Here is a 22,578-nt window from a genome sequence, read left to right as displayed (position 1 = left end):
CGGACGCCCCGTACGGATGGCCACACGGACGCCCGCACAGATGGCCATACGGATGGCCGCCCGCCCCGTTGACACACCGCGCACCTGACACGAAAGTTTCACAGCGCAAGGTGATCCCGGAAAGATACTTTCAGGCAGCGGGAGGTTCACCCATGACGGAAGACGCGGCGGGCAGAGCGCCGGACGGGCGGGAAGGACGCGGTCCCACTCGTCGCCAACTGGGCAGACGTGCCCTGGCCTTGGGCGGCGCCCTCGCCATCGCCCCCTTCCCCGCGGGCCCGGCGTCCGCCGCCCCGACGACCGCGCACCGCACCCTGCACCACGGCTCAGCCGAGCGCGCCGGCCTCCTCGCCGCCCACCTGCGTCAACTCGTCACCGACGCCCGGGCGTTCCTCGCCCCCTCCCCCAAGCACCCCTGGTACGCGGGCGCCGTGCTGCTCGCCGGCCGCGGGGGCACGGTGGCCCTGCATCAGCCGATCGGCATGGCGGTGCGCTACCAGGCGTACGACGAGAAGACGGACACCGGCGTCGAGTTCCCGGCCGACCGGCAGATCCCCATGGCCGAGGACACGGTCTTCGACCTCGCCTCGGTGTCGAAGCTCTTCACGTCGATCCTCGCCGTGCAGCAGATCGAACGGGGCGCGCTGGAGCTGGAGGAGAAGGTCGCCGCGTACCTCCCGGAGTTCGGCGGGGCGGGCAAGCAGGACATCACGATCCGTCAGCTCCTCACCCACACTTCGGGTTTCCGTGCCTGGATCCCGCTGTACAACGCCCCGACCTACGAGGAGAAGCTCCAGCTCATCTGGAAGGAGGCGCCGCTCAACCCGCCCGGCTCCGCGTACCTCTACTCGGACCTGAACCTGATCTCGCTCCAGCTGGTGCTGGAGGAGGTCACGGGGCGCCCGCTGGACACACTTCTCCACGACGAGGTCACCGCCCCGCTCGGCCTGCACCACACCCGCTACAACCCGCCCGCCTCCTGGAAGCCGAAGATCGCCGCCACGGAGGACGCGCGGAGGCCCTGGTCCGGGCTCGAAAGGGGACTCGTCTGGGGCGAGGTGCACGACGAGAACGCCTTCAGCCTCGGCGGTGTGGCAGGCCACGCCGGTGTGTTCTCCCGCGCGTGGGACCTTGCCGTCCTGGGCCGGACGCTGCTCAACGGCGGCGCCTACGGCCGGGTCCGTATCCTGCGGCCGGAGTCGGTGGAGCTGATGTTCACCGACTTCAACACCGCCTTCCCCGGCGACGAGCACGGTCTCGGCTTCGAGCTCTACCAGCACTGGTACATGGGTGCGATGGCCACACCGCGCACGGCGGGGCACACCGGGTTCACGGGCACCTCGCTGGTGCTCGACCCGACGACCGACTCCTTCCTCGTCGTGCTCGGCAACTCCGTTCATCCGGTGCGCAGTTGGCGCTCCGGTTCCGCTCCCCGGGTGGCCGCGGGGAACAACCTGGCGCGCGCCGTGCCGGTCCGCCCCGCGTACGGGCGTACCGCCTGGTTCTCCGGTATGGCGAGCTCCACCGCCGCCACCCTCGCACTGCCCTCGCTCGACACGTCCTCCGGCGGCGCCCGGCTGCACTGCGCGCTGTGGTGGGACACCGAGCCCCAGGCCGATGTCCTCGCCCTGGAGGCCACGACGGACGGCGGCACGACCTGGCAGCCCGTCCCGTTCACGACCACGCGCCACGGCGACCGGCCGCAGGAGCACCGGGCGGGCACGGTCACGGGCTGGTCCGGCCGCGTCTGGCACCGGCTCGCGGCCGAGCTTCCGGCCACCCGGCAACTGGGCCTGCGCTGGCGGTACGCGACCGACCGGCTGTACGTCGGACGGGGTGCCTATGTCGACGGGCTGCGCGTCGAGACGGCCGACGGTGTCCTCTTCGACGAGGCACGGCCGGCGGACGCGGCGCGGATCGCGCCGATCGGCTGGACGGCGTCCGCGGACTGACGGCTCCGCTCAACGCCCAGCCCCTGCTGGCCGGTCCGCCGCCCCGGACGAGGTCGCCCAGGCCGTGGCGTGGCTGCTGAGCGACCGCGCGTCCTACGTCACCGGACCGGACTCAGGGTGGACGGTGTTATGCGGGCCTGAGCGGCCTTGCCGTGAGGACGGGCTGGTAGAAGCCGCTGGTCTCCGGCGTGTGCCAGGTGATGTCGGTGAAGCCGGCGCCCCCAACCGCGTCCGTCAACTGGTGCCGGGTCAGTGCCCAGTAGGTGGTCCGGCGGACGCGGACGTCCCATCCGCTTCCGGCGGGAACGAGCTGGAAGTGTTCGAGGTCGTATCGTTCGCCGTCGTCGTGCCAGTGCCACAGCTGGAAGGCGATCGCTCGGCCGTCGGCGGTCCGGGAGACCTGGGGAGGGGCGGACGTCGGCCGGGTCCGGCGCGCTTCGTCGTAGTCCCGGACACTGATGATCAGGAGTCCGTCGTCGCGCAGCACCCGCCGCATGCCGCGCAGGGCCGCCCCGACGTCGTGCGTCGAGAGCAGGTGCGGAAGCGAGTTGTCGGCACAGACCACGACGTCGAAGGCGGCGGCCCGGAAGGGAAGCCCACGCATGTCCGCGGCGGCCGCAGGAAGACGGACGCCACGGGCCGCGGCCTCGACCGCGGCCCGGGACGCGGCGGCAGGGCTCAGATCACTGCCCACGACCCGGTGTCCGGACAGTGCCAGCCCGATCGCCTGGGTGCCGATTCCACAGGAGCAGTCCAGGATCGCCTGCGGACCTTCGCCCAGCCGTCGGCGGACGAGTCCGTTCAGCGCCTCGGCCTGGCGGGCCATGCTCGCGTCCCAGTCCGGAAAGATCAGGTCGTAGGAGGCGGCCAGTTGGTCGTAGAAGTCGCGAACCGACGACCGCGACGACCGCGACGACCGCGACGACTCTGAGAGCTCCGCGAACTCCGAGAACTCCGAGAACTCGGACATCGTCAGTCGTCACTGCCTTCCAGCACCGCCATCGCCGCATTGTGCCCCGGCACCCCGCTCACCCCTCCCCCACGCACCGCGCCCGCCCCGCACAGCAGCACGTTCGGGTGGCGGGTCTCCACGCCCCAGCGGCCGGTGCCCTCCTGGGCGTACGGCCAGGTCAGTTCGCGGTGGAAGATGTTGCCGCCGGGGAGTCGGAGGTCCCTCTCCAGGTCGAGCGGGGTCTTCGCCTCGATGCACGGCCGTCCGTCGGCGTCGGTGGCCAGGCAGTCGGCGAGGGGCTCGGCGAGGTGGGCGTCCAGCTGTGCGAGCGTCGACTTCAGGAGTTCCTCGCGTACGGCGTCGTTGTCCCGGTCGAAGAGCCGGGCGGGCGTGTGCAGGCCGAACAAGGTCAGTGTCTGGTAGCCCTGTTCGACGAGGTCCGGGGCGAGGATCGTCGGGTCGGTCAGGGAGTGGCAGTAGATCTCCGAGGGCGGGGCGGCGGGCAGTTCGCCGGCGTCGGCCTGGGCGTGGGCGGTGGCCAGTTGCTCGTAGCCCTCGGCGATGTGGAAGGTGCCGGCGAAGGCCTCGCGGGGGTCGACGGTCTCGTCGCGCAGCCTCGGCAGCCGGGTGAGGAGCATGTTCACCTTGAGCTGGGCGCCCTCGGCGGGGGTGGGCGGGGCGTCGCCGGTGAGCGCCGCCAGTTCCTGCGGGGAGGCGTTGACGAGGACGTGCCGTGCGGTGGCGACGCCCTCCCCGTCGGCGGTGCGGTAGGTGATCTCTGCGGTACGTCCGTCCGTGTCGATCCGCACGGCCTCGTGCCCGGTGGCGAGGACGGCGCCCGCGTCGCGCGCCACGGTGGCGAGCGCGTCGGTGAGGGCGCCCATGCCGCCGACGGGTACGTCCCAGGCACCCGTGCCGCCGCCGATCACGTGGTAGAGGAAGCAGCGGTTCTGCGGGAGTGCGGGGTCGTGGGCGTCGGCGAAGGTTCCGATGAGGGCGTCGGTGAGGACCACGCCCCGCACCAGGTCGTCGGTGAAGCGATCCTCGATCGTCGACCCGATGGGTTCCTCGAAGAGGGTCCGCCAGGCGTCCTCGTCGTCGATGCGGTCGCGCAGTTCGGCGCGGGTGGGCAGCGGTTCGGTGAGGGTCGGGAAGACCCGCTGGGCCACGTGGGCGGTCATGCCGTAGAAGCGCTGCCAGGCCTCGTACTCGCGCTCGCCGCCGGTGAGCCGCGCGAACGCCTCCCGGGTGCGTCGCTCGCCGCCGCCGACCAGGAGTCCGGTCGGCCGGCCGTCCCGTTCGACGGGGGTGTACGACGAGACGGTGCGGGTCCGGACGCGGAAGTCCAGGCCGAGGTCGCGCACGATCTTCTTCGGCAGCAGGCTGACCAGGTAGGAGTAGCGCGACAGCCGCGCGTCCACGCCGGCGAAGGGCCGCGTGGAGACGGCGGCGCCGCCCGTGTGGTCCAGCCGTTCCAGCACCAGCACGGATCGTCCGGCCCTGGCCAGGTAGGCGGCGGCGACGAGGCCGTTGTGGCCGCCGCCGACGATGACGGCGTCGTACGTGCGGTGTGCCGGGTGTCCCTCGTGTGCAGGCATGGTTCTTGGTAACACGGGGTGATCCACATCGGCCAGAGATGGGCCGCGTCGGGGTCAGTGACCGCCCGTCGTCCGCTGCTGGCGCAGCACCGCCACTCTCCGGTACAGCTCGACGGCCTCCGCGCCCCGCCCGAGCTGTTCCAGGCAGTGGGCTTCGTCGTTGCGGCTGGCGAGGGTGTCGGGGTGGTCGGCGCCCAGGACGCGTTCGCGGGCGGCGGCGACGCGGCGGTATTCGGTCAGCGCGTCCGCCCAGCGGCCCAGCCAGCCGAGGCCGACGGCGACCTCGCGGCGGCTCACCAGGGTGTCCGGGTGGTCGGGGCCGAGGACGCGCTCGCGGATGGCGCACACGTCGCGGGCCTCGGCGAGGGCCTCCTCCCAGTGGCCGAGGCGGCCGAGGTTGACGCCGAGGCCGTGGCCGGCGCGGAGGGTCTCGGGGTGGGCGGGGCCGTGGACGCGGGTGCGGTCGTCGATCAGGTCGCGGTAGAGCTGGAGGGCCTCGGTGCTGCGGCCGAGCCGGCCGAGGCTGATGCCGATCTCGTAGCGGGCGGCGAGGGTGTCGGCGTGGTCGGGGCCGAGGGCCTGGGCGCGGGCCTCGGCGACCTCACGGTAGGTCTGCAAGGCCTCCGGCCAGCGGCCCAACTGGCCGAGTGCGTAGGCGACTTCGTAGCGGGTGACCAGGGTGTCGGGGTGATGCGGGCCCAGGACCCGGGCGCGCGCGGCCGCCACCTCGCAGGCCATGCGGTACGAGTCCTCCAGACGGCCGAGCCTGCTGAGGTTGAAGGCGAGGTTGTGGCGGCAGCGCAGGGTGTCGGGGTGGTCGGCGCCCATGGCGCGCTCGCGGGCGGCGAGGACGGAGTTGTAGACCTGGTGGGCGTCGAAGTGACGGCCCAGCTGGCCCAGCACATAGGCCATTTCCTGGCGGGCGGCGAGGGTGTCGGGGTGGTCCGGGCCGAGGGCGATGCTTCTGGCGCGGGTGACGTGTTTGTACTCGCGCAGGGCGTCGGCGGCGCGGCCGGTGCGGCTGAGGGTGAAGGCGACCTCGTAGCGGCTGGCGAGGGTGTCGGGGTGGTCGGGGCCGAGGAGGTGCTCGCGTTCGGCGGAGACCGCGCGGTGCACCTCACCGGCCTCGGCCCAGCGGCCCAGCCGCCCCAGGCTGAGCCCGGCGTTGTGCCGTCCGGAGAGCGCTGCGACCGCCTCCGCGGAAGGGGTGGGCGGCGCGTCCGGCACGGGTTCCTCGGTCCGGCCCGTGAGGGCTCGTGGGATCCACTCACCGGTCAGGCCCGCTCCGGCGTCCGGGGGTGCGGTGCCCAGGCCGGCGCCGGTGGCCTTGTGGCCGGTCGTCATGCCGCGGGTCCAGGACGGCAGGCGCAGCTCGCGGGGCCGTGCGGGCTCGGGCGGGCGGAGGTCCGGCTGCGGGGTGACGACGGTCGGCACGTACGTCGGTGTGGACCGGCCGGCGTTGATCCGGCGGCCCACCTCTCGGGCGTCGTGGGGGCGTTGCTCGGGCTGCTTGGCCAGCAGGTCGAGGATGACTCTGTCCAGGTAGGCAGGCAGCTCGGAGCGGTGGCTGCGCGGCGGACGGGGCGGCGTGTCGCGGTGGCCGACGAGGATCGCCCAGGCGTCGTCGAGATCGAACGGCGGCGCCCCGGTGGCGATCTCGTACAGCACGCAGCCCAGCGAGTACAGGTCGCTGCGCTGGTCGACCTCGGTGCCGCCGATCTGCTCCGGCGACATGTAGTGCGGGGTGCCCATGGCGATGCCGGTGCCGGTCAGCCGGGAGGTGAAGCCGATGTCGGCGCCGAGGCGGGCGATGCCGAAGTCGCAGATCTTCACCGTGCCGTCGGTGAGGCGGACGATGTTGGCGGGTTTCAGGTCGCGGTGCACGATGCCCTGCCGGTGCGTGTACGCGAGGGCTGCGGCCACCTGGTCGGCGATCTCCACGATGTCGGCGACGGGCAGCGGGTGCTGCTTGTTGTCCTCGAGGAGCTGGCTGAGGTTGCGGCCCTCCAGGAGTTCCATGACCAGGTAGAGGACGCCGTCGTACTCGCCGAAGTCGTGGACGACGGTGACTCCACGGTGCTGGAGGGCGGCTGCCACCCGGGCCTCGCGCCGGAACCGCTCTCTCAGGACCCGGGTGAAGGCCTGGTCGTGGCCCGCGCCGAGCGGCTTGAGGCACTTCACGGCGACGTGCCGGCCCAGTGACTCGTCCCGCGCCCGCCACACCTCCCCCATGCCGCCGCGCCCGATCAGATCGAGCAACCGGTACCGGCCCTGAATGAGCCTGCTGTCCCCCATCTCCTGCGACCGCCCCCGTCGTTACTACGTCCCGCCCTCCCCTGGCTTGTCCAGTATGGCGAGCTGTCGTCCGAGTTTGTACGGTGCCGGGCGGGAGCCCGGGCCGAGCCGGGCCATGGCACGCAGGATGTGTTTGGGCGGGAGTTGCCAGCGCACACGTGCGGGGATGCAGCGCAGCAGGGTGCCCGTGGCACGCAACTGGCGGGTGACGGTGGAGGGTTCCGGGGCCGGTCTGCCGTACAACTCGTGGGCGTACGGCGGCAGGGCGGCGTACGCCAGATGTGCCACACGCCGCCACAGCACCTCGCGCGCCGGGATGAGAAGAGGATGCGTCGGAGGGCGGAGGAGGAAGTCGTCCACCGCGCGTGCCTCTTCTCCGGCGGCGAGTTCGGGCCGCATCTTCTCGAAGTAGGCGTTCATCTCGGCCTGGTTCGCCGGTACGGCGTCCGGGTCGAGGCCCACCAGGCGGGCGCTGACCCGGTGTTCGCCCAGGTAGCGGTCGGCCTGCGCGTCGGTGAGGGGAAACCCGGAGCGTCGCGCGACGTGCAGATACGAGTCGATCTCGGCGCAGTGCACCCACAGCAGCAGCTGGGGTTCGTCGACGCCGTAGCGTTCGCCGGTGTCGGGGTCGGTCGCCCCCAGCCTGCTGTGGATCTTCCGCACGCGGGCGCCGGCCTTCTCGGCGGCCTGGGTGGTGCCGTACGTCGTGGTGCCGACGAAGTTGGCGGTGCGGAACAGCCGGCCCCAGGCGTCGTTCCGAAAGTCGGAGTTCTGCATGACTCCCCGGACCGCACGTGGGTGCAGGGCTTGGAGGTAGAGGGCACGGACGCCGGCGACCCACATCATCGGGTCGCCGTGCATCTGCCAGGTCACCGAGGAGGGGCCGAACAGCCCGGGATCGGCTCTGCTCACGGGTCACCTCCGGAGGCGTCGGCGACCACCATGGCACACCTCGAACCGGCCGCCTACGTACATCACACATCCGGCAACGGACGACCTGAGGTCGCATGCCGGCCGGGGAGACAAACCCTCCAAACCCTAGGTTGCGTTCGCGCCCTGGACATGGAAATTGAAGTCGGCGTGGCCCAGGGCTCCGTACAGGCGTACCCAGAGCACCAGCAGCATCTCGGCACCCCGGGCGGTCTCGATGCCGCCGAGGTCGATGACGTCGCCCTCGGGCCAGCCGAAGGAGACCAGCAGTTCGGTGACCTGCTTCTTGGCACCGTCGTCCTCGCCGGAGACGAAGACGTTGTGCGCCCCGGCAACGCGGCCGGGCTCGACCATTACGCGGCAGTTCATGGTGTTGAGGGTCTTGACGACCCGGGCGTCAGGGAAGGAGCGCTGGATCTGCTCCCCGAGGCTGTCGGTGTTCACCGGGTTCAGCGTGGGCGGCATGCCGGCAGAGACGTCCATCGGGTTGGCGATGTCGATCAGCACCTTGCCCGCCAGGTTGGCGCTGCCTGCCGCATGAAGGACGTCGCCGGTGGCAGCGCCGGCGGTGGTGTTCACGACCGTCTCACCGAAGGCGGCGGCCTCTGCGAAGGACTTCACCACGACATCGGGATGGTCCGTGTGCCAGGAGGCAAACGGCGGGTTGCCCATGGCGTCCGGTTCGGTGCGGGCCAGGGTGACCTGCGGGGAGCGCGTGCCGATGACGACCTCGTGACCCAGCGAGGTGAGCTTGGCGGCGATGGTCCGGCCGACGATGCCGGTGCCGAGGACGGCGTAACGCATGAGGATCGATCCCTTCGGGACGGAGCTGAGCAGAGGTAGTGGGGCCCGGCTCACCATTGAGTGCGCCAATGCGCCAATGCGCCAATGCGCCAATGCGCCAGCATGAACGCGTCTGAAGTTGCTCGGTAACCGCCGCACGAGGAGCCGACGGGGTGGCGGATATGGTCTGCTTCCCGTTCCTGCTCCCCAGAAGCGCGGCCGCACATCGGCCGTGGGAATGCACCGGTGGCGCCTGGCGAGGGCTCGCGCCGGCCGACGGCTCAGGGCAGCAGCACGAGCCGCCCCCGTATCCCGCCCTCCGGGGGTCGGGCGTGCGCCTTCGCCGCCTCTTCCAAAGAGTACGTCTCGGCAACCCCGGTGGTGAGTGCACCCGCGTCGACCAGAGCCACCAGTTCCTTGAGCCGCGCGCCGTCCGCAGTGACCATCACCGCAGCCGTCCGGATCCCCCGCACCGGTTCCGGCTGTGCCTGGGGCGTCACTCCCGCATACGCGCCCCCGTCACGCACCCACTCCAGGGTCTGCTCTCCCACGACGGCCGCGTCCATGACGACGTCGTACAGGCCCGGCGCATCCCCGTGGTGAGCCAGAAAATGCTCACCCAGACACTGCGCGGCCTGGAACAGGACGGATTGGTGGCGCGCACCGTGACACCGACCGTACCCCTGCGGGTCGACTACGAGCTGACCCCGCTCGGCCACAGTCTGCTCCCGATCGTGGCGGCCCTTGAGGCCTGGGGCGAGGAGCATCTCGATGCAATCAGCGTGGCACGCGAAAGCTACGACACAGCTGCGCGCGACGACTGACGTCCCGACCCGGAAACGGTACTCAATCCCCGGTCACACCCCGCATGGAGCACGCCCGCCCCCTTCGACGATCGGCCATGACCGGAGCCGTCAATGCCGAGGCGACGGCCAGCAGCATCCTCGAAGGAAGACGGCGCCGGTGGCAGCGGCGGCCGGCGCGGTGTGCCGGCAGTGTGCCGGAGGCGGGTGAGGATCGTGGCCGAGAGGCGACCGGTCGTGGGGCGGGACCCCTGCCGGCGAAGACGGCTCCGCTCGTGGCGAGTGCCGGAGCGAAGCCGTCAGGCCGTGCTAGAGAACGAAAGCGCCCTGCTGGGCCCTCGTCATGAGCGGCGTGCGCGGCCGGCCGCGAACATCGCCCCGGCTCCGACGGCGACCACCAGGGCGGCACCGCCTGCGATCAGACCGACCGGGGCACTGGAGCCGGTCTCCGCCAGCGGCGGGGTGCTCTCACTGGGCGTCGGCTTCGGCGTGGTGGGCGGCGTCGACGCCAGCGGAGGCACGTCCGGGGTCGTGGGAGGCGTCGTGGCAGTGCCGGGGGTGGTCGGTGGGGTCGTCGTCTCCGCGGGCGGCTGGTCGCCGGCGGGGGTGGTGGGAGTGGCGGGAGTGGTGGGAGTGGCGGGAGTGGCTGGAGAACTCGGGGTCGGCTGCGACGGGGTCGGGGTGGGCTCTTCCGGCGTGTTGGGGGTGCACGGTTTGTCGCCTCCGTTCCACGCCGCTATGAGGTGGTAGGGGGTGACGACGTTGTCGGGCTTGTAGGGAGCGGGGCCGTGCCCTTCGCCTGTCCCGCCGTCGTAGGTGACGTCATCGCCGTACAGGTCGATCTGGCCGTAGCAGTCGGGCGTCTTCACGTTCAGCTTCTGCCAGGTCCGCTTGGCGTCTTCCGCACCGGCGACGTCCGCGGCGGTGAGGTAGACGGTGGCCTTGTCGACCAGCGTCTGGCGGCCCGAGGTGTTCCAGTCGGGCCCTTCGGTGGTGTATTCGGCGAGGGAGACGGGGTACTTGCAGCCGTCCCCGACCGTCTGACCGGGAGCGAGCCGGACCTCGACGGTTCCGGGAGCGGTCTTCCAGAGGTAGAGCCCGCCCTGGGAGGTCCAGTCCGCGCCGACGATGTTCCCGTCGGCACCGACGATGCGGTACTGCACCGTGGCGGACTCGCACGCGCCCGACGTTGTGGCGCTTGCCGTCCCGGCCCCGAGCAGGGGCAGAGCCGTAGCGGTGGCGGCGACGAAGGCGGTGGCGGCGAGAGCGGACAGACTTCTGAATTGTTGCGAACGCGACAAGATAGACCTCTACGGAAGTGAAGATGTGGGAGGTGGCAGAACGCGAGGGGGAGGTGGCGCACGAACAGGAAACGACCAGAGGCGCGCGCGACCAGGCCACTCGCGTCACTTCGCTCACTTCAGACGCAGCGAAGCGAGCTGAATTCTTGCCACCTTTCACAACTCTCGTCAATTCTCCACGAGTTCATCACGTCCCACACCTGAGGAACCTCTCGCCCGCTGCGTGAGCCACTGCGCCGACGACACCCTGTCCGATGGCAGCCCGACGCGGCGGACCGCACCTGCGCCTTGCGAGTCCGCTCAGGCACCGAACACTTCCGGAGGAGCTTCGGGGTCACCTTCCGCCAGGTCGCGTCATCCGCCGCACGATGCCGAGGAACAGGTGAGTGTCGTGGTAGACGAGATCCTGCGCGACGAGCACACCCTGCTCCGGCAGCTTGATCACCAGCTCGTCGGCGTGGTGCTGGATACCGATCACCGCGCCGTTGATGACGGCGCTGTCGTAACCGAAGAGGAATCCGCCGATCGCGGCCACCGCCGCGATGAAGACGCTGCGCCCGAGCTTGCCGGGTGAGGGGGGCAGCCGTACCGGCGAGCGGGTCGGGGTTAGTGCTCGTGCTCATAGTGGTGGCGTTCCGCTCAGGAGACGGTGCGGCAACAGGGCGGCTCGGCAGGCGATTTGAGCAGCGGTTCCATGTCAGTCACCTGTCCCGGCCGGGAAGGGGGTCGCGCAGCTACGTCGTGGCGACGGTGTGCTTCCTGGTGATGACGTGCCTGTGCCTGTTCATGATCTACGGCTTCAACACGTGGCTCCCGGAGATCATGCGTCGGGCCGGCCACTCCGCGGGCTCCTCGCTCGGCTTCCTCCTCGTGTTCAACATCGGAGCTGTCGTCGGCACGCTCATCATCTCTCTGGCGGCCGACCGGTTCGGCTCCAAACCGATCATCACCACGACCTACCTCGTGTCCAGCGTGGCCGTCATACTGCTCAGCCTGCGGCTGCCCACGACGGTGCTGTATGCGGCCGTCGCACTGGGTGGCGTCGGGGCCATGGGCACGCAGTCGTTCGTCCTCGCCTATGTCTCCAAGCACTATCCGGTACGCATGGGCGCCACGGCGATGGGCTGGATGCTGGGGTTCGGCCGCCTCGGCTCGATGCTCGCCCCGCCGCTGCTCGGGCTCATCATCGGAGCCGGGCTGGCGTTCCAGTGGAACTTCTACGCACTCGCCGTACCCGGCGTCATCGGCGCCCTGCTGGTCGGGCTGGTTCCCCGCGCACCGGAAGCGGCAGCGGCCGCGGGTCACGGGGGTGTCGGCGGGACCGCGCGTCCCCTCGCGGGGCAGACGTGAGAAACGCGCCTGGGGTGACGCCCGTACAGCCGCCTCACCCTCGCCGCCGATAGGACCCCACGTGTGGGCAGGGCCTCGGATGAGGCCCTGCCGCCCTGTTCTCCACGCCGTCGTTCTCCACGCCGTCGCCGTCGAGGTTCGATCGGCCGCTCACCGCCTCACGCATGCCTCGATGACCGCTGCGACCTGTTCCGCGGCCGGTGAGTTCGGGCCCGCTCGACGCGCCAGCCCCAGGTCGACGGTTTCCGTCTCGACGAGCGGCAGGTACGTCACACCGTCGAGGCGGAGGCTCTGCACCGACTCCGGGACCAGGGCGACGCCGTGGCCCGCGGCGACGAACACGACCAGCGTCGCGGTCTCGCCGACCTCGACCAGGGCGGAGGGTTCGAAGCCGGCCCGGGCGCACGCTGCGAGGACCCGGCCGTGCATGGAGGAACGGTCACGGGAGGGGTGGACGACGATCGGCTCGCCGGCGAGTGCCGCGAGGGGGATCTCGCGGCGGCCTGCCAGCGGATGGCCGGTGGGCAGGACGGCCACCAGCCGTTCGGACCGGAGGGTCGTGACCTCGACGGCTGCGTCCACCGGAGTGTCGGTGCGCAGGAGGGCCAGGTCATAGCTGCCTCCGAGCAGGCCGTCGACCAGCTCGGGATTGAGCAGCTCACCGCGCAGTTCCAGGGACACGCCCGGCAGTTGCGCGCGTACCGTGCGGGCGATCCGTGGCAGGACGTCGTAGGTGGCGGTGCCGACGAACCCGATGGAGACACGTCCGGTACGGCCGGTGGCGAGCAGTGCCATCTGCTCCTGAGCCCGCTCCACCTCGGCCAGGATCGATCGCGCATGGGTGACCAGATGGCGGCCGGCCTCGGTGAGCTCCACGCGCCGTGTGGACCGGGTGAAGAGCGGCGTGCCCAGCTGTCGCTCCAGTTGCTTGAGCTGCTGGGAGAGGGCCGACTGGGCCACGTGCAGGCGCTGCGCGGCGCGGCCGAAGTGGCACTCCTCGACGAGAGCGAGGAAGTAACGGACATGGCGGAGCTCCATGACCACACCTTATATCCGCCACTGATCAATCAAGCAGAACTGTGTATTGGACGAGATCAATCGGCGAACCTACGTTGAGCCCCATGGTTGCCAGCTTCGTTTACACCACAGTGAGAACCCCCTTCGGACGGTTCGGTGGAGCGCTCGCCGAGGTCCGACCCGACGACCTCGCCGCCGTCGCCGTCTCAGGAGTCCTGGCCAAGTCGCCGTCGCTCGACCCCGCGCTCATCGGCGACGTGTACTGGGGCAACGCCAACGGCGCGGGCGAGGACAACCGGAACGTCGGCCGGATGGCGGTCCTGCTGGCAGGGCTGCCGACGTCCGTGCCGGCCACGACCGTCAACCGGCTCTGCGGCTCCTCCCTCGACGCGGCGATCATCGGCTCGCGGGCCGTCGAGAGCGGGGACGCCGACATCGTCCTCACCGGCGGGGTGGAGTCGATGACGCGTGCGCCGTGGGTCATGCCCAAGCCGTCACGGGCCTTCCCCGTCGGCAACATGACCGCCGTGTCGACCACTCTGGGGTGGCGGCTGGTCAACGAACGCATGCCCAAGGAGTGGACCGTCTCCCTGGGCGAGGCGAACGAACAGCTGGCCGAGCGGTTCGCCATCACCCGCGAACGGCAGGACGAGTTCGCCGCCCGCTCGCACCATCTCGCGGACGATGCCTGGAACTCGGGTTTCTACGACGACCTGGTGGTTCCCGTCGTGCTGGACGGAGAGGTCCGTCTCTCCCGCGACGAGGGCATCCGGCCGGCGACCTCGCCGCAGAAGCTGGCCGGCCTCAAACCGGCGTTCCGCCCCGACGGCGTCATCACCGCCGGCAACGCCTCACCACTGAACGACGGTGCGTCCGCCGTGCTGATCGGGTCGGAGGAGGCCTCTTCTCGCATCGGCCTCGCGCCGCTGGCGCGCATAGCGGGCCGCGGAGTATCGGCACTTGAGCCGCAGATGTTCGGGTTCGCGCCGGTCGAGGCAGCCGAGCGGGCGCTGAAACGGGCGGGGATCTCCTGGTCGGACGTGTCGGCGGTCGAACTCAACGAAGCCTTCGCCGTTCAGTCGCTGGCCTGCGTGGACGCCTGGAAGATCGATCCGGCCATCGTCAACACCAAGGGTGGCGCGATCGCGATCGGCCATCCACTCGGCGCCTCCGGCGGCCGGATCCTCGGCACCCTCGCCGCACGCTTGCGCGCGTCGGGGAAGCGGTGGGGCGTCGCCGCGATCTGTATCGGTGTCGGACAGGCCCTGGCGGTCGTCCTGGAGAACGTGGCGGAGGGAGCCCGATGACTGTTCAGGTATGTGCGGATGCCGATGAGGCCGTGGCCGGTATCAGGGACGGCTCGACCGTGCTGGTCGGAGGGTTCGGCATGGCCGGCATGCCGGTCGAGTTGATCGACGCGCTCATCCGGCAGGGCGCGAGCGAACTGACCGTGGTGTCGAACAACGCCGGCAACGGCGACACCGGACTGGCCGCGCTCCTGGCCAAGGGGCGGGTACGCAGGATCGTGTGCTCCTTCCCCCGCCAGTCCGACTCGTGGGTCTTCGACCAGCTCTACCGCGAGGGACGGATCGAGCTCGAAGTGGTGCCACAGGGCACCCTCGCCGAACGGATGCGCGCGGCCGGTGCGGGCATCGGCGCGTTCTTCTCACCCACCGGCGTCGGTACACCCCTGGCGGAGGGAAAGGAGACCCGCGAGATACGCGGCCGCACCTACGTCCTGGAGTACCCGATCAAGGGCGACGTGGCGCTGATCGGCGCCCACAGGGCCGACCGCATGGGCAACCTCGTCTATCGCAAGACCGCGCGCAACTTCGGACCGGTCATGGCCACCGCCGCGAACACAGTGGTGGCCCAGGTCCGCGAGATCGTCGAGGTCGGTGCGATCGACCCGGAGGTCGTCGTGACACCGAGCATCTACGTCGACCGCGTCGTGCAGACGGGGGTGCCCGCATGAACGCGTCTACCTCGCTGGTGGAGAACCTCGACCGGGGGCCACTGAGCAAGGACGAGATGGCCGCCCTGGTGGCGCGCGACATCCCGCACGGCTCCTACGTCAACCTGGGTATCGGCCAGCCGACGCTGGTCGCCGACCACCTCCCCGAGGGATCGGGGGTGGTGCTGCACACCGAGAACGGCATGCTCAACATGGGCCCCGCAGCCGCGCCCGGTCAGGTGGACCCCGATCTCACCAACGCGGGAAAGATCCCGGTCACCGAGCTGCCGGGAGCGGCCTACTTCCATCACGCCGACTCCTTCGCGATGATGCGCGGCGGCCACCTCGACATCTGCGTGCTCGGCGCGTTCCAGGTCTCGGCTGCCGGTGACCTGGCCAACTGGCATACCGGCGCACGCGGCGCGATCCCCGCTGTCGGGGGTGCCATGGACCTCGCGATCGGCGCCAAGAAGGTGTTCGTCATGATGACGCTCTTCGCGAAGGACGGCTCGCCCAAACTGGTGCGGGAATGCAGTTACCCGCTGACCGGACTGGGGTGCGTCGACCGCGTCTACACCGACCTCGCGACGTTCTGTGTCGGCCCCGAAGGAGCCACCGTCCTCGAAACCTTCGGTATCCCGTACGACGTGCTCGCCGCACGCCTTGACGTACCCCTCACACCGGCGAACGGAGCCAGGATTCTGCCGCCCGGTTCCTCATGACGCATTGAGGCCGTTGCGGGGACGGCATCGAGCAGTGCCGACCGCCGCCCTGGACACTACGGCTGCAGACCGGGCGTCTGCGGCCGATTGAAAGCCCTGCCACCGAGTCGACGTTGACGTCGTGCTCTGCCACCGGAATCGGGGAACGTCCAGGCCTCAACGGTGAGCCCCTGCGCCTGAGAGGGAACTTGGAGGCCTGCGCTCGTCTCACGGGCCCGACCACCACGGAGCCCGGTATGCAGGCGCTTTTGCTCGATGCGGCGGTTCGCCTGCCTCTCGAAGGCCGGCGAGCAACTTGGCGTAGCGACGGAAGAGAACCTCACGTTCGGCGGGATCGGCGGGGTTCCTGGTCGGCGTCGACTGCGGGCAGGACCAGGCGGAAGGTGCATCCGCTGCCGGGGGCCGTGTCGAGTTCGAGGCGGCCGCCGTGGCCCTCGGCGATGGTCGCGGCGATGGCGAGGCCAAGGCCGCTTCCGCCGTGGCGGCGGGAGCGGGCGGGGTCGGCGCGGTAGAAGCGCTCGAAGACGAGCTCGGCGTCGACGGGTTCGAGGCCCGGCCCTTCGTCCGCCACCTCGATCACGCTGATCGGCAGGCCCTCCGGCAGGGACCGTGAAGCGGTGCTGCGTCCGGGGCGGTCCGTGCCGCCGGTTCCGGGACCCGCCTCGGTCGTGCCGACGCGGACGTGCACGCGCCGCGCCTGCTCCCGGCAGTTCGGACGCTGGCCCCGCCGCGGGCAGGGCGCCACCGGCTTCCTGGTGGTCGAACGGCAGGGCGAACTGGTCCGACCGGTGTACACCGCCTCCACCACCGGGATGCCAGCCAAACGTGCCTCGGACGGCGTTCATCCATCGGGTCCGGTCTCGGATCAAGACCCGGACCAGGCAAGGACAGGACCGGGGCACCGTCTCGGGCCACCGGCGCCGAAGGCCGATCCCTTGTACGGGCAACTGTCGGTGCTCAGCCGGCCAAGGCGGGCTGCCTTGGCTGGTGTGGTCGGTGGATCGGTCCCGTGATCCGGCTCAAGGGTCGGCCCGTGCCCTGGTTGGTGTGGGCGACGATCTCCGCGGTGATCGACAGAGCCGTCTCCTCAGGCGTGCGGGCGCCGAGGTCGAGGCCGATCGGGGAGCGCAGCCGGGCCAACTGTTCGCCGGACGCCCCGGCTTCACGCAGGAGTCGCAGGCGTTCGTCATGTGTGCGGCGGGAGCCCATCGCGCCGACGTAGCCGACGGGCAGGGCGAGCGCCCGGCGCAGCAGGGGAATGTCGAACTTTGCGTCGTGGGTGAGGACGCAGACGGCGGTGCGCTCGTCGACCTCGGTGCGTTCCAGGTAGCGGTGGGGCCAGTCGATCACCACCTCCTCCGCGTGCGGGAAGCGTGCGGCCGTGGCGAAGACGGGGCGGGCGTCGCAGACGGTGACCCGGTAGCCCAGGAAACGGCCCACCTGGCTGAGCGCAGCGGCGAAGTCGACCGCGCCGAAGATCAGCATGCGAGGGCGGGCGGCCGCCACGTGGACGAGGACGGACAGGCGCTCTGGGCACTCCTCCCCTGCCCCGCCGAGGTCGGCGCGAGCGGTGCGGCCGGCCCGCAGCAGGGCCCTGGCCCGGTCGGCCACCGCCCGGTCCGCCGGCCCGCCGTCCACGCTCCCGTAGGCGGCACGGTCATCGCCACGAACGCTGAGAGTTGAGCCGAGGAGATCGTCGGGGCCGTCGACGACCTGCGCCACAGCGGCCGGTCGGCCCTGTACGACCTCGTCGAGGGCGTCGGCGAGGTGCGGCTGGGCTGTGGGGTCGACGTGCTGGACGAGGACGTCGAGTTCGCCGCCGCAGGTCAGTCCGACGGCGAAGGCGTCGTCGTCGGAGTAGCTGAACCAGGCGCGCTGGGGAGCACCTTGGTCCTGCAGCACCTGCCGGCACAGTTCGTACACCGCGCCCTCGACGCAGCCGCCGGAGATACTGCCGACCGCTTTGCCGTCTGCGTCCACCGCGACCGAGGTACCGGTCGGCAGCGGTGCGCTGCCGCGGACGTCGACGACGGTGGCCAGGGCGAAGGGACGTGACCCACGGCACCAGCGGTGCAGTGGGTCCGCGATGTTCAGCATGGGTCGCTCTCCGTGGTTCGCCGTGCGGGGGATCTGGCGGGCCGCCGCCACGCCGGCGGGGAGCGTGGACGCGACGGCGGCCCTCGGGGGCCGGCAACCCGACGGGGGGACAGATTGCCGGACCGGTCGGTGGCCCTTCACCGAAAGAGGAGCCAGGGCTAGAGCAATACCTCTGCGGTGATGGGCAGTTCGCGAACACGGCGGCCGGTGGCGTTGAAGACCGCGTTCGCGATGGCGGGCGCCACCCCCACCTGGACGACCTCGCCGAGGCCCTTGACGCCCAGCAGGTTGCCCGCGTTGTCCTCGCCGTCCAGGTAGATCGCCTTGATGTCGGGGACGTCGGCGTTCACGGGCACGAGGTAGTCGGCCAGACTGGCGTTGACGATCCGGCCGTCGCGGTGGTCGGTGACCGTGTGCTCCAGCAGCGCCGTACCGATACCGCCCACGATGCCGCCGAACGCCTGACTCTCGGCGAGCTTGGGGCTGATGATCCGGCCCGCGTCGTAGACACCGAGCATCCGCCGCACTCGCACCAGACCCAGGGTCGCGTCCACGGCGACCTCGGCGAAGGTGGCGTTGTAGGCGAAGTAGGCGGACCGGTCGCTGCCCGGCCCGTTGTAGGAGCCGTCCGCCTCCAGACGGGCGCGGCCGCCCCGGGCCAGCAGGCTCTTGTAGGTCTCCCCGCGCGCCGGGCTGCCCTGTACGTGCAGCCGACCGTTGCGGACCACCACGTCGTCCGCGTTCACGCCGTACAGCGGCGACTCGCGGTCCTCGACCGCCAGCCGGATCGCCTGCTGCCGCACCTTGTTGCAGGCGTCGACCACGGCCGAGCCGACACTGGCCATCGTCGCCGAGCCGCCGTGCGGTGAGGTCGGCGGATAGAGGGAGTCGCCGAGCCGGAACGTCACCGTACGCATGGTCAGACCCAGCGCGTCCGCCGCCACCTGCGTCTGCGAAGTGTAGGTACCCGGCCCCATGTCACTGGTGGCCGCCTCGACCACCGCGGTGCCGTCGGCATCCAGACGGGCCCTGGCCTGCGCGGGAAAACGCCCGCAGTCGTACACGCCGGCGGCCATGCCCAGGCCGATCAGCCAGTCACCCTCGCGCCGCGCACGCGGCCGGGACGAGCGGCGCTGCCAGCCGAACTCACGGGCACCCACGGTGTAGCACTCGCGCAGCCGCCGGGTGGAGAACGGCTCGCTCGTCGACTCGTCCTCGCTCGGCTCGTTGCGCCGACGCAGCTCGATCGGGTCGATGCCGAGTTCGTGCGCGAGCTCGTCCATGGCCGACTCGATCACGAAAGACGCCGACGCGAAGCCGGGACCGCGCATCCAGATCGGGGTGTTCACATCCAGCGGCACCTGCCGGTACGCCTGGCTGACATTGGGCATGCTGTAAAGCATCTGACCCGCGCCCATGACGGCCTCGGTGAACGTCTCGTACGAGGACGTCTCGGCGTCGATGTCGTGGATCGCGGCGTTCAGTCGCCCACGCCGGTCACTGCCGAGGCGCAGCCGATACGCGTACGACGGCCGGAAGCCGGTGCCGAAGTACATCTGCTTACGCGACAGCACCAGCTTGACCGGCCGACGCGTCACCCTTGCGGCCAGCGCCGCGACGATCGTGTGCGGCCAGCAGCGCAGCCCGCTGCCGAACCCGCCCCCGACGAACGGGTTGATGACCCGTACCGCGTCCGCCGGCAGGTCGAAGACCGCGGCGATCTCGTCATGCGTGCCCATCACCCACTGGGTCTTGTCCCACACCGTCAGCTTGTTGCCGTCCCAGCGGGCGATGGTGGCGTGCGGCTCCATCGGGTTGTGGTGATTGCGCGCCAGCCGATACGTCACATCCAGCCGCACCGCCGAGGAGCGCAGACCGGCCTCCGCGTCCCCGCGTGCGTAAGGGTTCGGATCACCCGGCTCGGACTCGGTGAGGTCGGTCGAGGGCTTTTCGGCGTCGTAGCGGACCTTGACCAGGCTCGCACCGTGCTGCGCGGCCTCCAACGTCGTGGCCACCACGACGGCGACCGGCTGACCATGGAAGAGCACCCGGTCGTCCTGGAACACCCGCAAACGCCGCCCGGCCGGGTTGTTGGAGCCGGCGTTGTCGCGGTACGGGAGCTTCGGCGCGTTGCCGTGGTGGATCACCCGCAGCACACCCGCGTGCTTCTCGGCGGCGTGCGTGTCGATGGAGGAGATCCGGCCGCGGCCGACGCTCGCATCCACGATGACGGCGTGTACGACACCTTTGATGTCGTGCTCGGCGGCGTACTCCGCCCTGCCCGTGACCTTCAGCCGCCCGTCCACCCGGGACAGCGGCGCACCCACGGCTGCCTGCGGCTGGGGGCTCACTTCATACCTCCTACGATACGCAGCTGACGTTCGACGGTCCGCCTGAGCAGCGCGACCTTGAAGCGGTTGTGCGCGAGCGGGCGCGTCCCCTCCGCCGCCTTCTCCGCGGCCGCCGTCCACAGGGCGTCCGAGGGGCGTCGGCCGACGAGGTGCCGCTCGACCTCGGGCAGCTTCCAGGGCACCGTGCCCACTCCCCCGGCGGCGACCTTCGCCTCGCGGATCACCCCGCCCTTGATGTGCAGCGCAACGGCCGCCGAGGTGAGCGCGAACTCGTACGACTGCCGGTCACGCACCTTCAGATAGCCGGACCTGAGCGGGCGGGGGTGCGCCGGGATCTCCACGGTGGTAATCAACTCGCCCTGTTTCAGCGCCTGTTCGCGCTGAGGTGTGGTGCCCGGTCGCAACAGGAAATCGGCGAAGGGGAGGTCACGCCCGCCGTCCGGGCCCAGCAGGTGCACGGTCGCCTCCAGGGCCGCGAAGGCCACGGCGACGTCGGAGGGGTGGGTGGCGACGCAGGCGTCGGAGGTGCCGAGGATCGCGTGCATCCGGTTGAAGCCGTGCAGCGCGGCACAACCCGAGCCGGGCTCACGCTTGTTGCAGTCGGCGGTCACATCGCGGAAGTAGGTGCAGCGGGTGCGCTGCATGATGTTGCCGCCGATGGTGGCCATGTTGCGCAACTGGGCCGAGGCGCTCAGCTCCAGCGCCTGGGAGACGACCGGGTAGGCGGCGCGCACCGCGGGGTGCGCGGCGAGCTCGGACATGCTCACCAGGGCGCCGATGCGCAGGCCGCCGTCCTTGGTGACCAGGACCTCGTGCAACGGCAGGCCGCTGATGTCGACCAGGGTCTCGGGCTGCTCCACGGTCTCCCGCATCAGGTCGACCAGCGTCGTGCCGCCGGCGATGTAACGCCCGCCTCTGCGACCGGCGTCGAGGGCTTCCCGGGTATTGGAGACACGGGTGTAGGTGAAGGGATGCACGGGCCGCTCCTCTTACTTCCGGCCCGCGGTCTGCTCGACCGCGCGCACGATCTTGACGTAGCAGCCGCAGCGGCAGATGTTGCCGCTCATCCACTCCCGGATCTCCTCCGGCGAGCCGGTGTGACCCTCCTGGATGCAACCCACCCCGGAGACGATCTGGCCGGGGGTGCAGTAGCCGCACTGGAAGGCGTCCTGGTCGATGAACGCCTGTTGCAACGGGTGGAGTTCGGCGCCATCGGCCAGGCCCTCGACCGTGGTGACCTCGGTGCCTTCCAGCCGGACGGCGAGCGTCAGGCAGGAGTTGACCCGGTGGCCGTCGACCAGCACGGTGCACGCTCCGCAGGCCCCGGCGTTGCAACCCTTCTTCGAGCCGGTGAGGCCGAGGTGCTCGCGGAGCAGGTCCAGCAGTGAGGTGCGGTTGTCGACCGTCACGGTCCGGTGGGTGCCGTTGACCGTCAGGGAGACGCGGCTGGAGGGCGGCCGCTCGGCGGCCGTCGCCTCCTCCGGGTCGAGGAGGGAGGTCCCTCCGATCACGCCGCCCGCGACGACGGCACCACCGACCGCGGTGCTGGTGGCGATGAACGTGCGCCGAGTGGGCGCCGGGGAGGACTCGCCGGCCCCCGTGGGGGGAGGAACGTCAGACTCGGGGAGTTCAGTGGACATACGTACGCCTTCGTGTCGCGGACGGATCGGCCGTACTCAACAGCGGGACGGGAGAGTGGATCGTCGTCACCGCAGGGATATGGGCAACCGCGCGCTTTGGCAGCGGCGACTGGTCACCTGGGGAGTCTTGCACCACCGGCAACACTCGTGGCAGGGAGACTTTCCTCCCCCTTTACGCTCCGTCAGGAGCGAGTGGCCGACGTCATCGGGGGCACTTTCGCGCGGGGCGGGGCAGGACAGAGCCGCGTCGCCTCCCCGAGTGTGGGTGGCGTCCGCGTCGCTCATCGCGTCGTTGTGCGTGGCGGACTGATCGTCCGCTTCGAGCAGGTCTCCGACCACGGCCCTTCTGCCGGATGCCCTGACGTCCTGTGTGAGCCCGGGTTGCGTGATCGACGGGCCGGGGCTACTGGTTGTGGGTGCGGGGGCCGTCGTACTGCTGGTCGGTGACCGGCTCGGCCCAGGCGGTCTCGGGGGTGCCGTCGCCTGTGCCCTCCCACAGGGCGATGTGCTCCATGAACCGGTCGGGGGTGGCGCCGTGCCAGTGTTCCTCGTTCGGCGGGCAGGCGACGGTCTCGCCGGGGTGGGCCTCGAAGACGGTGCCGTCCCGGGTGCCGATCAGGGCGATGCCGGAAACGATGTGCAGGGTCTGGCCCAGGGCGTGGGAGTGCCAGTTGGTGCGGGCGCCCGGTGAGAAGCGGACCAGGTTGGCACGCATCCTGGACGGGGCTTGGCCGGCCACGATGACGTCCCACCAGACGTCGCCGGTGAACCAGTCCGCCGGGGCCTTGCTGCTGGGCTGCTGATTGATGAATTCCATGGTGTCTCTGAACTCT

General features: G+C 70.8%; 18 protein-coding genes and 3 pseudogenes. 6 read left to right on the top strand and 15 right to left on the bottom strand.

Annotated features, from left to right (window positions below; all coding sequences use genetic code 11):
- Nucleotides 1-152: 152 nt before the first annotated feature.
- A complete protein-coding gene (locus ADK57_RS13850; RefSeq protein WP_053749725.1) occupies nucleotides 153-1,952 on the top strand; it encodes a serine hydrolase in 1,800 nt (599 codons plus the stop codon).
- 127 nt (nucleotides 1,953-2,079) lie between these two features.
- Here ADK57_RS13850 and ADK57_RS13845 read toward each other — a convergent pair whose 3' ends face one another.
- From ADK57_RS13845 to ADK57_RS51105, 6 genes and pseudogenes are all read right to left on the bottom strand, one after another.
- Nucleotides 2,080-2,922: a class I SAM-dependent methyltransferase gene (locus tag ADK57_RS13845; protein WP_078973109.1), complete on the bottom strand. Its 843-nt coding sequence runs from the start codon at nucleotides 2,920-2,922 to the stop codon at nucleotides 2,080-2,082.
- 2 nt (nucleotides 2,923-2,924) lie between these two features.
- Nucleotides 2,925-4,502, bottom strand: coding sequence for a phytoene desaturase family protein (locus ADK57_RS13840; RefSeq protein WP_053749724.1), 1,578 nt, complete (start codon nucleotides 4,500-4,502; stop codon nucleotides 2,925-2,927).
- 54 nt (nucleotides 4,503-4,556) lie between these two features.
- On the bottom strand, nucleotides 4,557-6,797 hold the full coding sequence (locus ADK57_RS13835; protein WP_053749723.1) for a serine/threonine-protein kinase: 2,241 nt from the start codon (nucleotides 6,795-6,797) through the stop codon (nucleotides 4,557-4,559).
- 24 nt (nucleotides 6,798-6,821) lie between these two features.
- Entirely contained in the window at nucleotides 6,822-7,658 is an 837-nt protein-coding gene (locus ADK57_RS13830) for an oxygenase MpaB family protein (protein ID WP_234390177.1), read from the bottom strand.
- Between the two features lie 177 nt (nucleotides 7,659-7,835).
- Nucleotides 7,836-8,531: an NADPH-dependent F420 reductase gene (locus tag ADK57_RS13825; protein ID WP_053749722.1), complete on the bottom strand. Its 696-nt coding sequence runs from the start codon at nucleotides 8,529-8,531 to the stop codon at nucleotides 7,836-7,838.
- A gap of 260 nt (nucleotides 8,532-8,791) precedes the next feature.
- A pseudogene (locus tag ADK57_RS51105) lies at nucleotides 8,792-9,094 on the bottom strand (zinc-binding dehydrogenase); the annotation flags it as partial.
- A gap of 27 nt (nucleotides 9,095-9,121) precedes the next feature.
- On the opposite strand from ADK57_RS51105, the gene ADK57_RS51100 reads away from it, so the two are divergent.
- On the top strand, nucleotides 9,122-9,334 hold the full coding sequence (locus ADK57_RS51100; protein WP_053749720.1) for a winged helix-turn-helix transcriptional regulator: 213 nt from the start codon (nucleotides 9,122-9,124) through the stop codon (nucleotides 9,332-9,334).
- 320 nt (nucleotides 9,335-9,654) lie between these two features.
- On the opposite strand, the gene ADK57_RS13810 is transcribed toward ADK57_RS51100, so the two are convergent.
- Both ADK57_RS13810 and ADK57_RS48965 read right to left on the bottom strand, forming a co-directional pair.
- Nucleotides 9,655-10,614 carry a hypothetical protein gene (locus ADK57_RS13810; protein WP_053749719.1) on the bottom strand — a complete coding sequence of 320 codons (960 nt, stop codon included), beginning with the start codon at nucleotides 10,612-10,614 and terminating at the stop codon, nucleotides 9,655-9,657.
- A 370-nt stretch (nucleotides 10,615-10,984) separates the two neighbouring features.
- A pseudogene (locus ADK57_RS48965) lies at nucleotides 10,985-11,071 on the bottom strand (MBL fold metallo-hydrolase); the annotation flags it as partial.
- Nucleotides 11,072-11,184: 113 nt separating this feature from the next.
- On the opposite strand from ADK57_RS48965, the gene ADK57_RS13800 reads away from it, so the two are divergent.
- Nucleotides 11,185-11,964 carry an MFS transporter gene (locus ADK57_RS13800; RefSeq protein WP_324612189.1) on the top strand — a complete coding sequence of 260 codons (780 nt, stop codon included), beginning with the start codon at nucleotides 11,185-11,187 and terminating at the stop codon, nucleotides 11,962-11,964.
- A 150-nt stretch (nucleotides 11,965-12,114) separates the two neighbouring features.
- Here the strand turns inward: ADK57_RS13800 and ADK57_RS13795 are convergent, their stop codons facing one another.
- The gene (locus ADK57_RS13795) at nucleotides 12,115-13,002 is read right to left on the bottom strand and encodes a LysR family transcriptional regulator (RefSeq protein ID WP_053749716.1); all 888 of its coding nucleotides are present in this window, start codon (nucleotides 13,000-13,002) and stop codon (nucleotides 12,115-12,117) included.
- 83 nt (nucleotides 13,003-13,085) lie between these two features.
- On the opposite strand from ADK57_RS13795, the gene ADK57_RS13790 reads away from it, so the two are divergent.
- From ADK57_RS13790 to ADK57_RS13780, 3 genes are read left to right on the top strand one after another with little or no spacing between them, the layout of a single operon-like run.
- Complete coding sequence (locus ADK57_RS13790; RefSeq protein ID WP_053749715.1) at nucleotides 13,086-14,288, top strand: thiolase family protein; 1,203 nt, start codon at nucleotides 13,086-13,088, stop codon at nucleotides 14,286-14,288.
- On the top strand, nucleotides 14,285-14,956 hold the full coding sequence (locus tag ADK57_RS13785; protein ID WP_053749714.1) for a 3-oxoacid CoA-transferase subunit A: 672 nt from the start codon (nucleotides 14,285-14,287) through the stop codon (nucleotides 14,954-14,956). Before ADK57_RS13790 ends, ADK57_RS13785 begins: the two co-directional genes overlap by 4 nt.
- Nucleotides 14,953-15,657, top strand: a complete 705-nt coding sequence (locus tag ADK57_RS13780; protein WP_053749713.1) for a 3-oxoacid CoA-transferase subunit B — start codon at nucleotides 14,953-14,955, stop codon at nucleotides 15,655-15,657. The genes ADK57_RS13785 and ADK57_RS13780 overlap by 4 nt, the downstream gene beginning before the upstream one ends.
- Nucleotides 15,658-15,976: 319 nt before the next feature.
- On the opposite strand, the pseudogene ADK57_RS13775 reads toward ADK57_RS13780, so the two are convergent.
- The 6 genes and pseudogenes from ADK57_RS13775 to ADK57_RS13750 form a co-directional block, all read right to left on the bottom strand.
- Nucleotides 15,977-16,348: pseudogene (locus tag ADK57_RS13775) on the bottom strand (sensor histidine kinase); the annotation flags it as partial.
- 266 nt (nucleotides 16,349-16,614) lie between these two features.
- Nucleotides 16,615-17,754: an XdhC family protein gene (locus ADK57_RS13770; RefSeq protein WP_053749711.1), complete on the bottom strand. Its 1,140-nt coding sequence runs from the start codon at nucleotides 17,752-17,754 to the stop codon at nucleotides 16,615-16,617.
- Nucleotides 17,755-17,912: 158 nt separating this feature from the next.
- Complete coding sequence (locus ADK57_RS13765; RefSeq protein ID WP_053749710.1) at nucleotides 17,913-20,105, bottom strand: xanthine dehydrogenase family protein molybdopterin-binding subunit; 2,193 nt, start codon at nucleotides 20,103-20,105, stop codon at nucleotides 17,913-17,915.
- Nucleotides 20,102-21,082 carry an FAD binding domain-containing protein gene (locus tag ADK57_RS13760; protein ID WP_053749709.1) on the bottom strand — a complete coding sequence of 327 codons (981 nt, stop codon included), beginning with the start codon at nucleotides 21,080-21,082 and terminating at the stop codon, nucleotides 20,102-20,104. The genes ADK57_RS13765 and ADK57_RS13760 overlap by 4 nt, the downstream gene beginning before the upstream one ends.
- Before the next feature lie 12 nt (nucleotides 21,083-21,094).
- Nucleotides 21,095-21,745 carry a (2Fe-2S)-binding protein gene (locus ADK57_RS13755; RefSeq protein ID WP_053749708.1) on the bottom strand — a complete coding sequence of 217 codons (651 nt, stop codon included), beginning with the start codon at nucleotides 21,743-21,745 and terminating at the stop codon, nucleotides 21,095-21,097.
- A gap of 403 nt (nucleotides 21,746-22,148) precedes the next feature.
- Entirely contained in the window at nucleotides 22,149-22,562 is a 414-nt protein-coding gene (locus ADK57_RS13750; protein WP_053749707.1) for a cupin domain-containing protein, read from the bottom strand.
- Nucleotides 22,563-22,578 lie beyond the last annotated feature (16 nt).

It is taken from the genome of Streptomyces sp. MMG1533 (genome assembly GCF_001279775.1).
Classification (GTDB): domain Bacteria; phylum Actinomycetota; class Actinomycetes; order Streptomycetales; family Streptomycetaceae; genus Streptomyces.
The sequence above is the reverse complement of the archived record's forward strand: the minus strand, read 5'-3'. Positions and strand labels throughout refer to the sequence as shown.

Excerpts from the sequence above, each read along its gene's own strand:
- ADK57_RS13770 (WP_053749711.1), bottom strand. The coding sequence starts at position 17,754 with ATGCTGAACATCGCGGACCCACTGCACCGCTGGTGCCGTGGGTCACGT.
- ADK57_RS13840 (WP_053749724.1), bottom strand. The coding sequence starts at position 4,502 with ATGCCTGCACACGAGGGACACCCGGCACACCGCACGTACGACGCCGTC.
- ADK57_RS13780 (WP_053749713.1), top strand. The coding sequence starts at position 14,953 with ATGAACGCGTCTACCTCGCTGGTGGAGAACCTCGACCGGGGGCCACTG.
- ADK57_RS13825 (WP_053749722.1), bottom strand. The coding sequence starts at position 8,531 with ATGCGTTACGCCGTCCTCGGCACCGGCATCGTCGGCCGGACCATCGCC.
- ADK57_RS13790 (WP_053749715.1), top strand. The coding sequence starts at position 13,086 with ATGGTTGCCAGCTTCGTTTACACCACAGTGAGAACCCCCTTCGGACGG.
- ADK57_RS13835 (WP_053749723.1), bottom strand. The coding sequence starts at position 6,797 with ATGGGGGACAGCAGGCTCATTCAGGGCCGGTACCGGTTGCTCGATCTG.
- ADK57_RS13850 (WP_053749725.1), top strand. The coding sequence starts at position 153 with ATGACGGAAGACGCGGCGGGCAGAGCGCCGGACGGGCGGGAAGGACGC.
- ADK57_RS13845 (WP_078973109.1), bottom strand. The coding sequence starts at position 2,922 with ATGTCCGAGTTCTCGGAGTTCTCGGAGTTCGCGGAGCTCTCAGAGTCG.
- ADK57_RS13755 (WP_053749708.1), bottom strand. The coding sequence starts at position 21,745 with ATGTCCACTGAACTCCCCGAGTCTGACGTTCCTCCCCCCACGGGGGCC.
- ADK57_RS13785 (WP_053749714.1), top strand. The coding sequence starts at position 14,285 with ATGACTGTTCAGGTATGTGCGGATGCCGATGAGGCCGTGGCCGGTATC.
- ADK57_RS13795 (WP_053749716.1), bottom strand. The coding sequence starts at position 13,002 with ATGGAGCTCCGCCATGTCCGTTACTTCCTCGCTCTCGTCGAGGAGTGC.
- ADK57_RS13830 (WP_234390177.1), bottom strand. The coding sequence starts at position 7,658 with ATGCACGGCGACCCGATGATGTGGGTCGCCGGCGTCCGTGCCCTCTAC.
- ADK57_RS13750 (WP_053749707.1), bottom strand. The coding sequence starts at position 22,562 with ATGGAATTCATCAATCAGCAGCCCAGCAGCAAGGCCCCGGCGGACTGG.
- ADK57_RS51100 (WP_053749720.1), top strand. The coding sequence starts at position 9,122 with ATGCTCACCCAGACACTGCGCGGCCTGGAACAGGACGGATTGGTGGCG.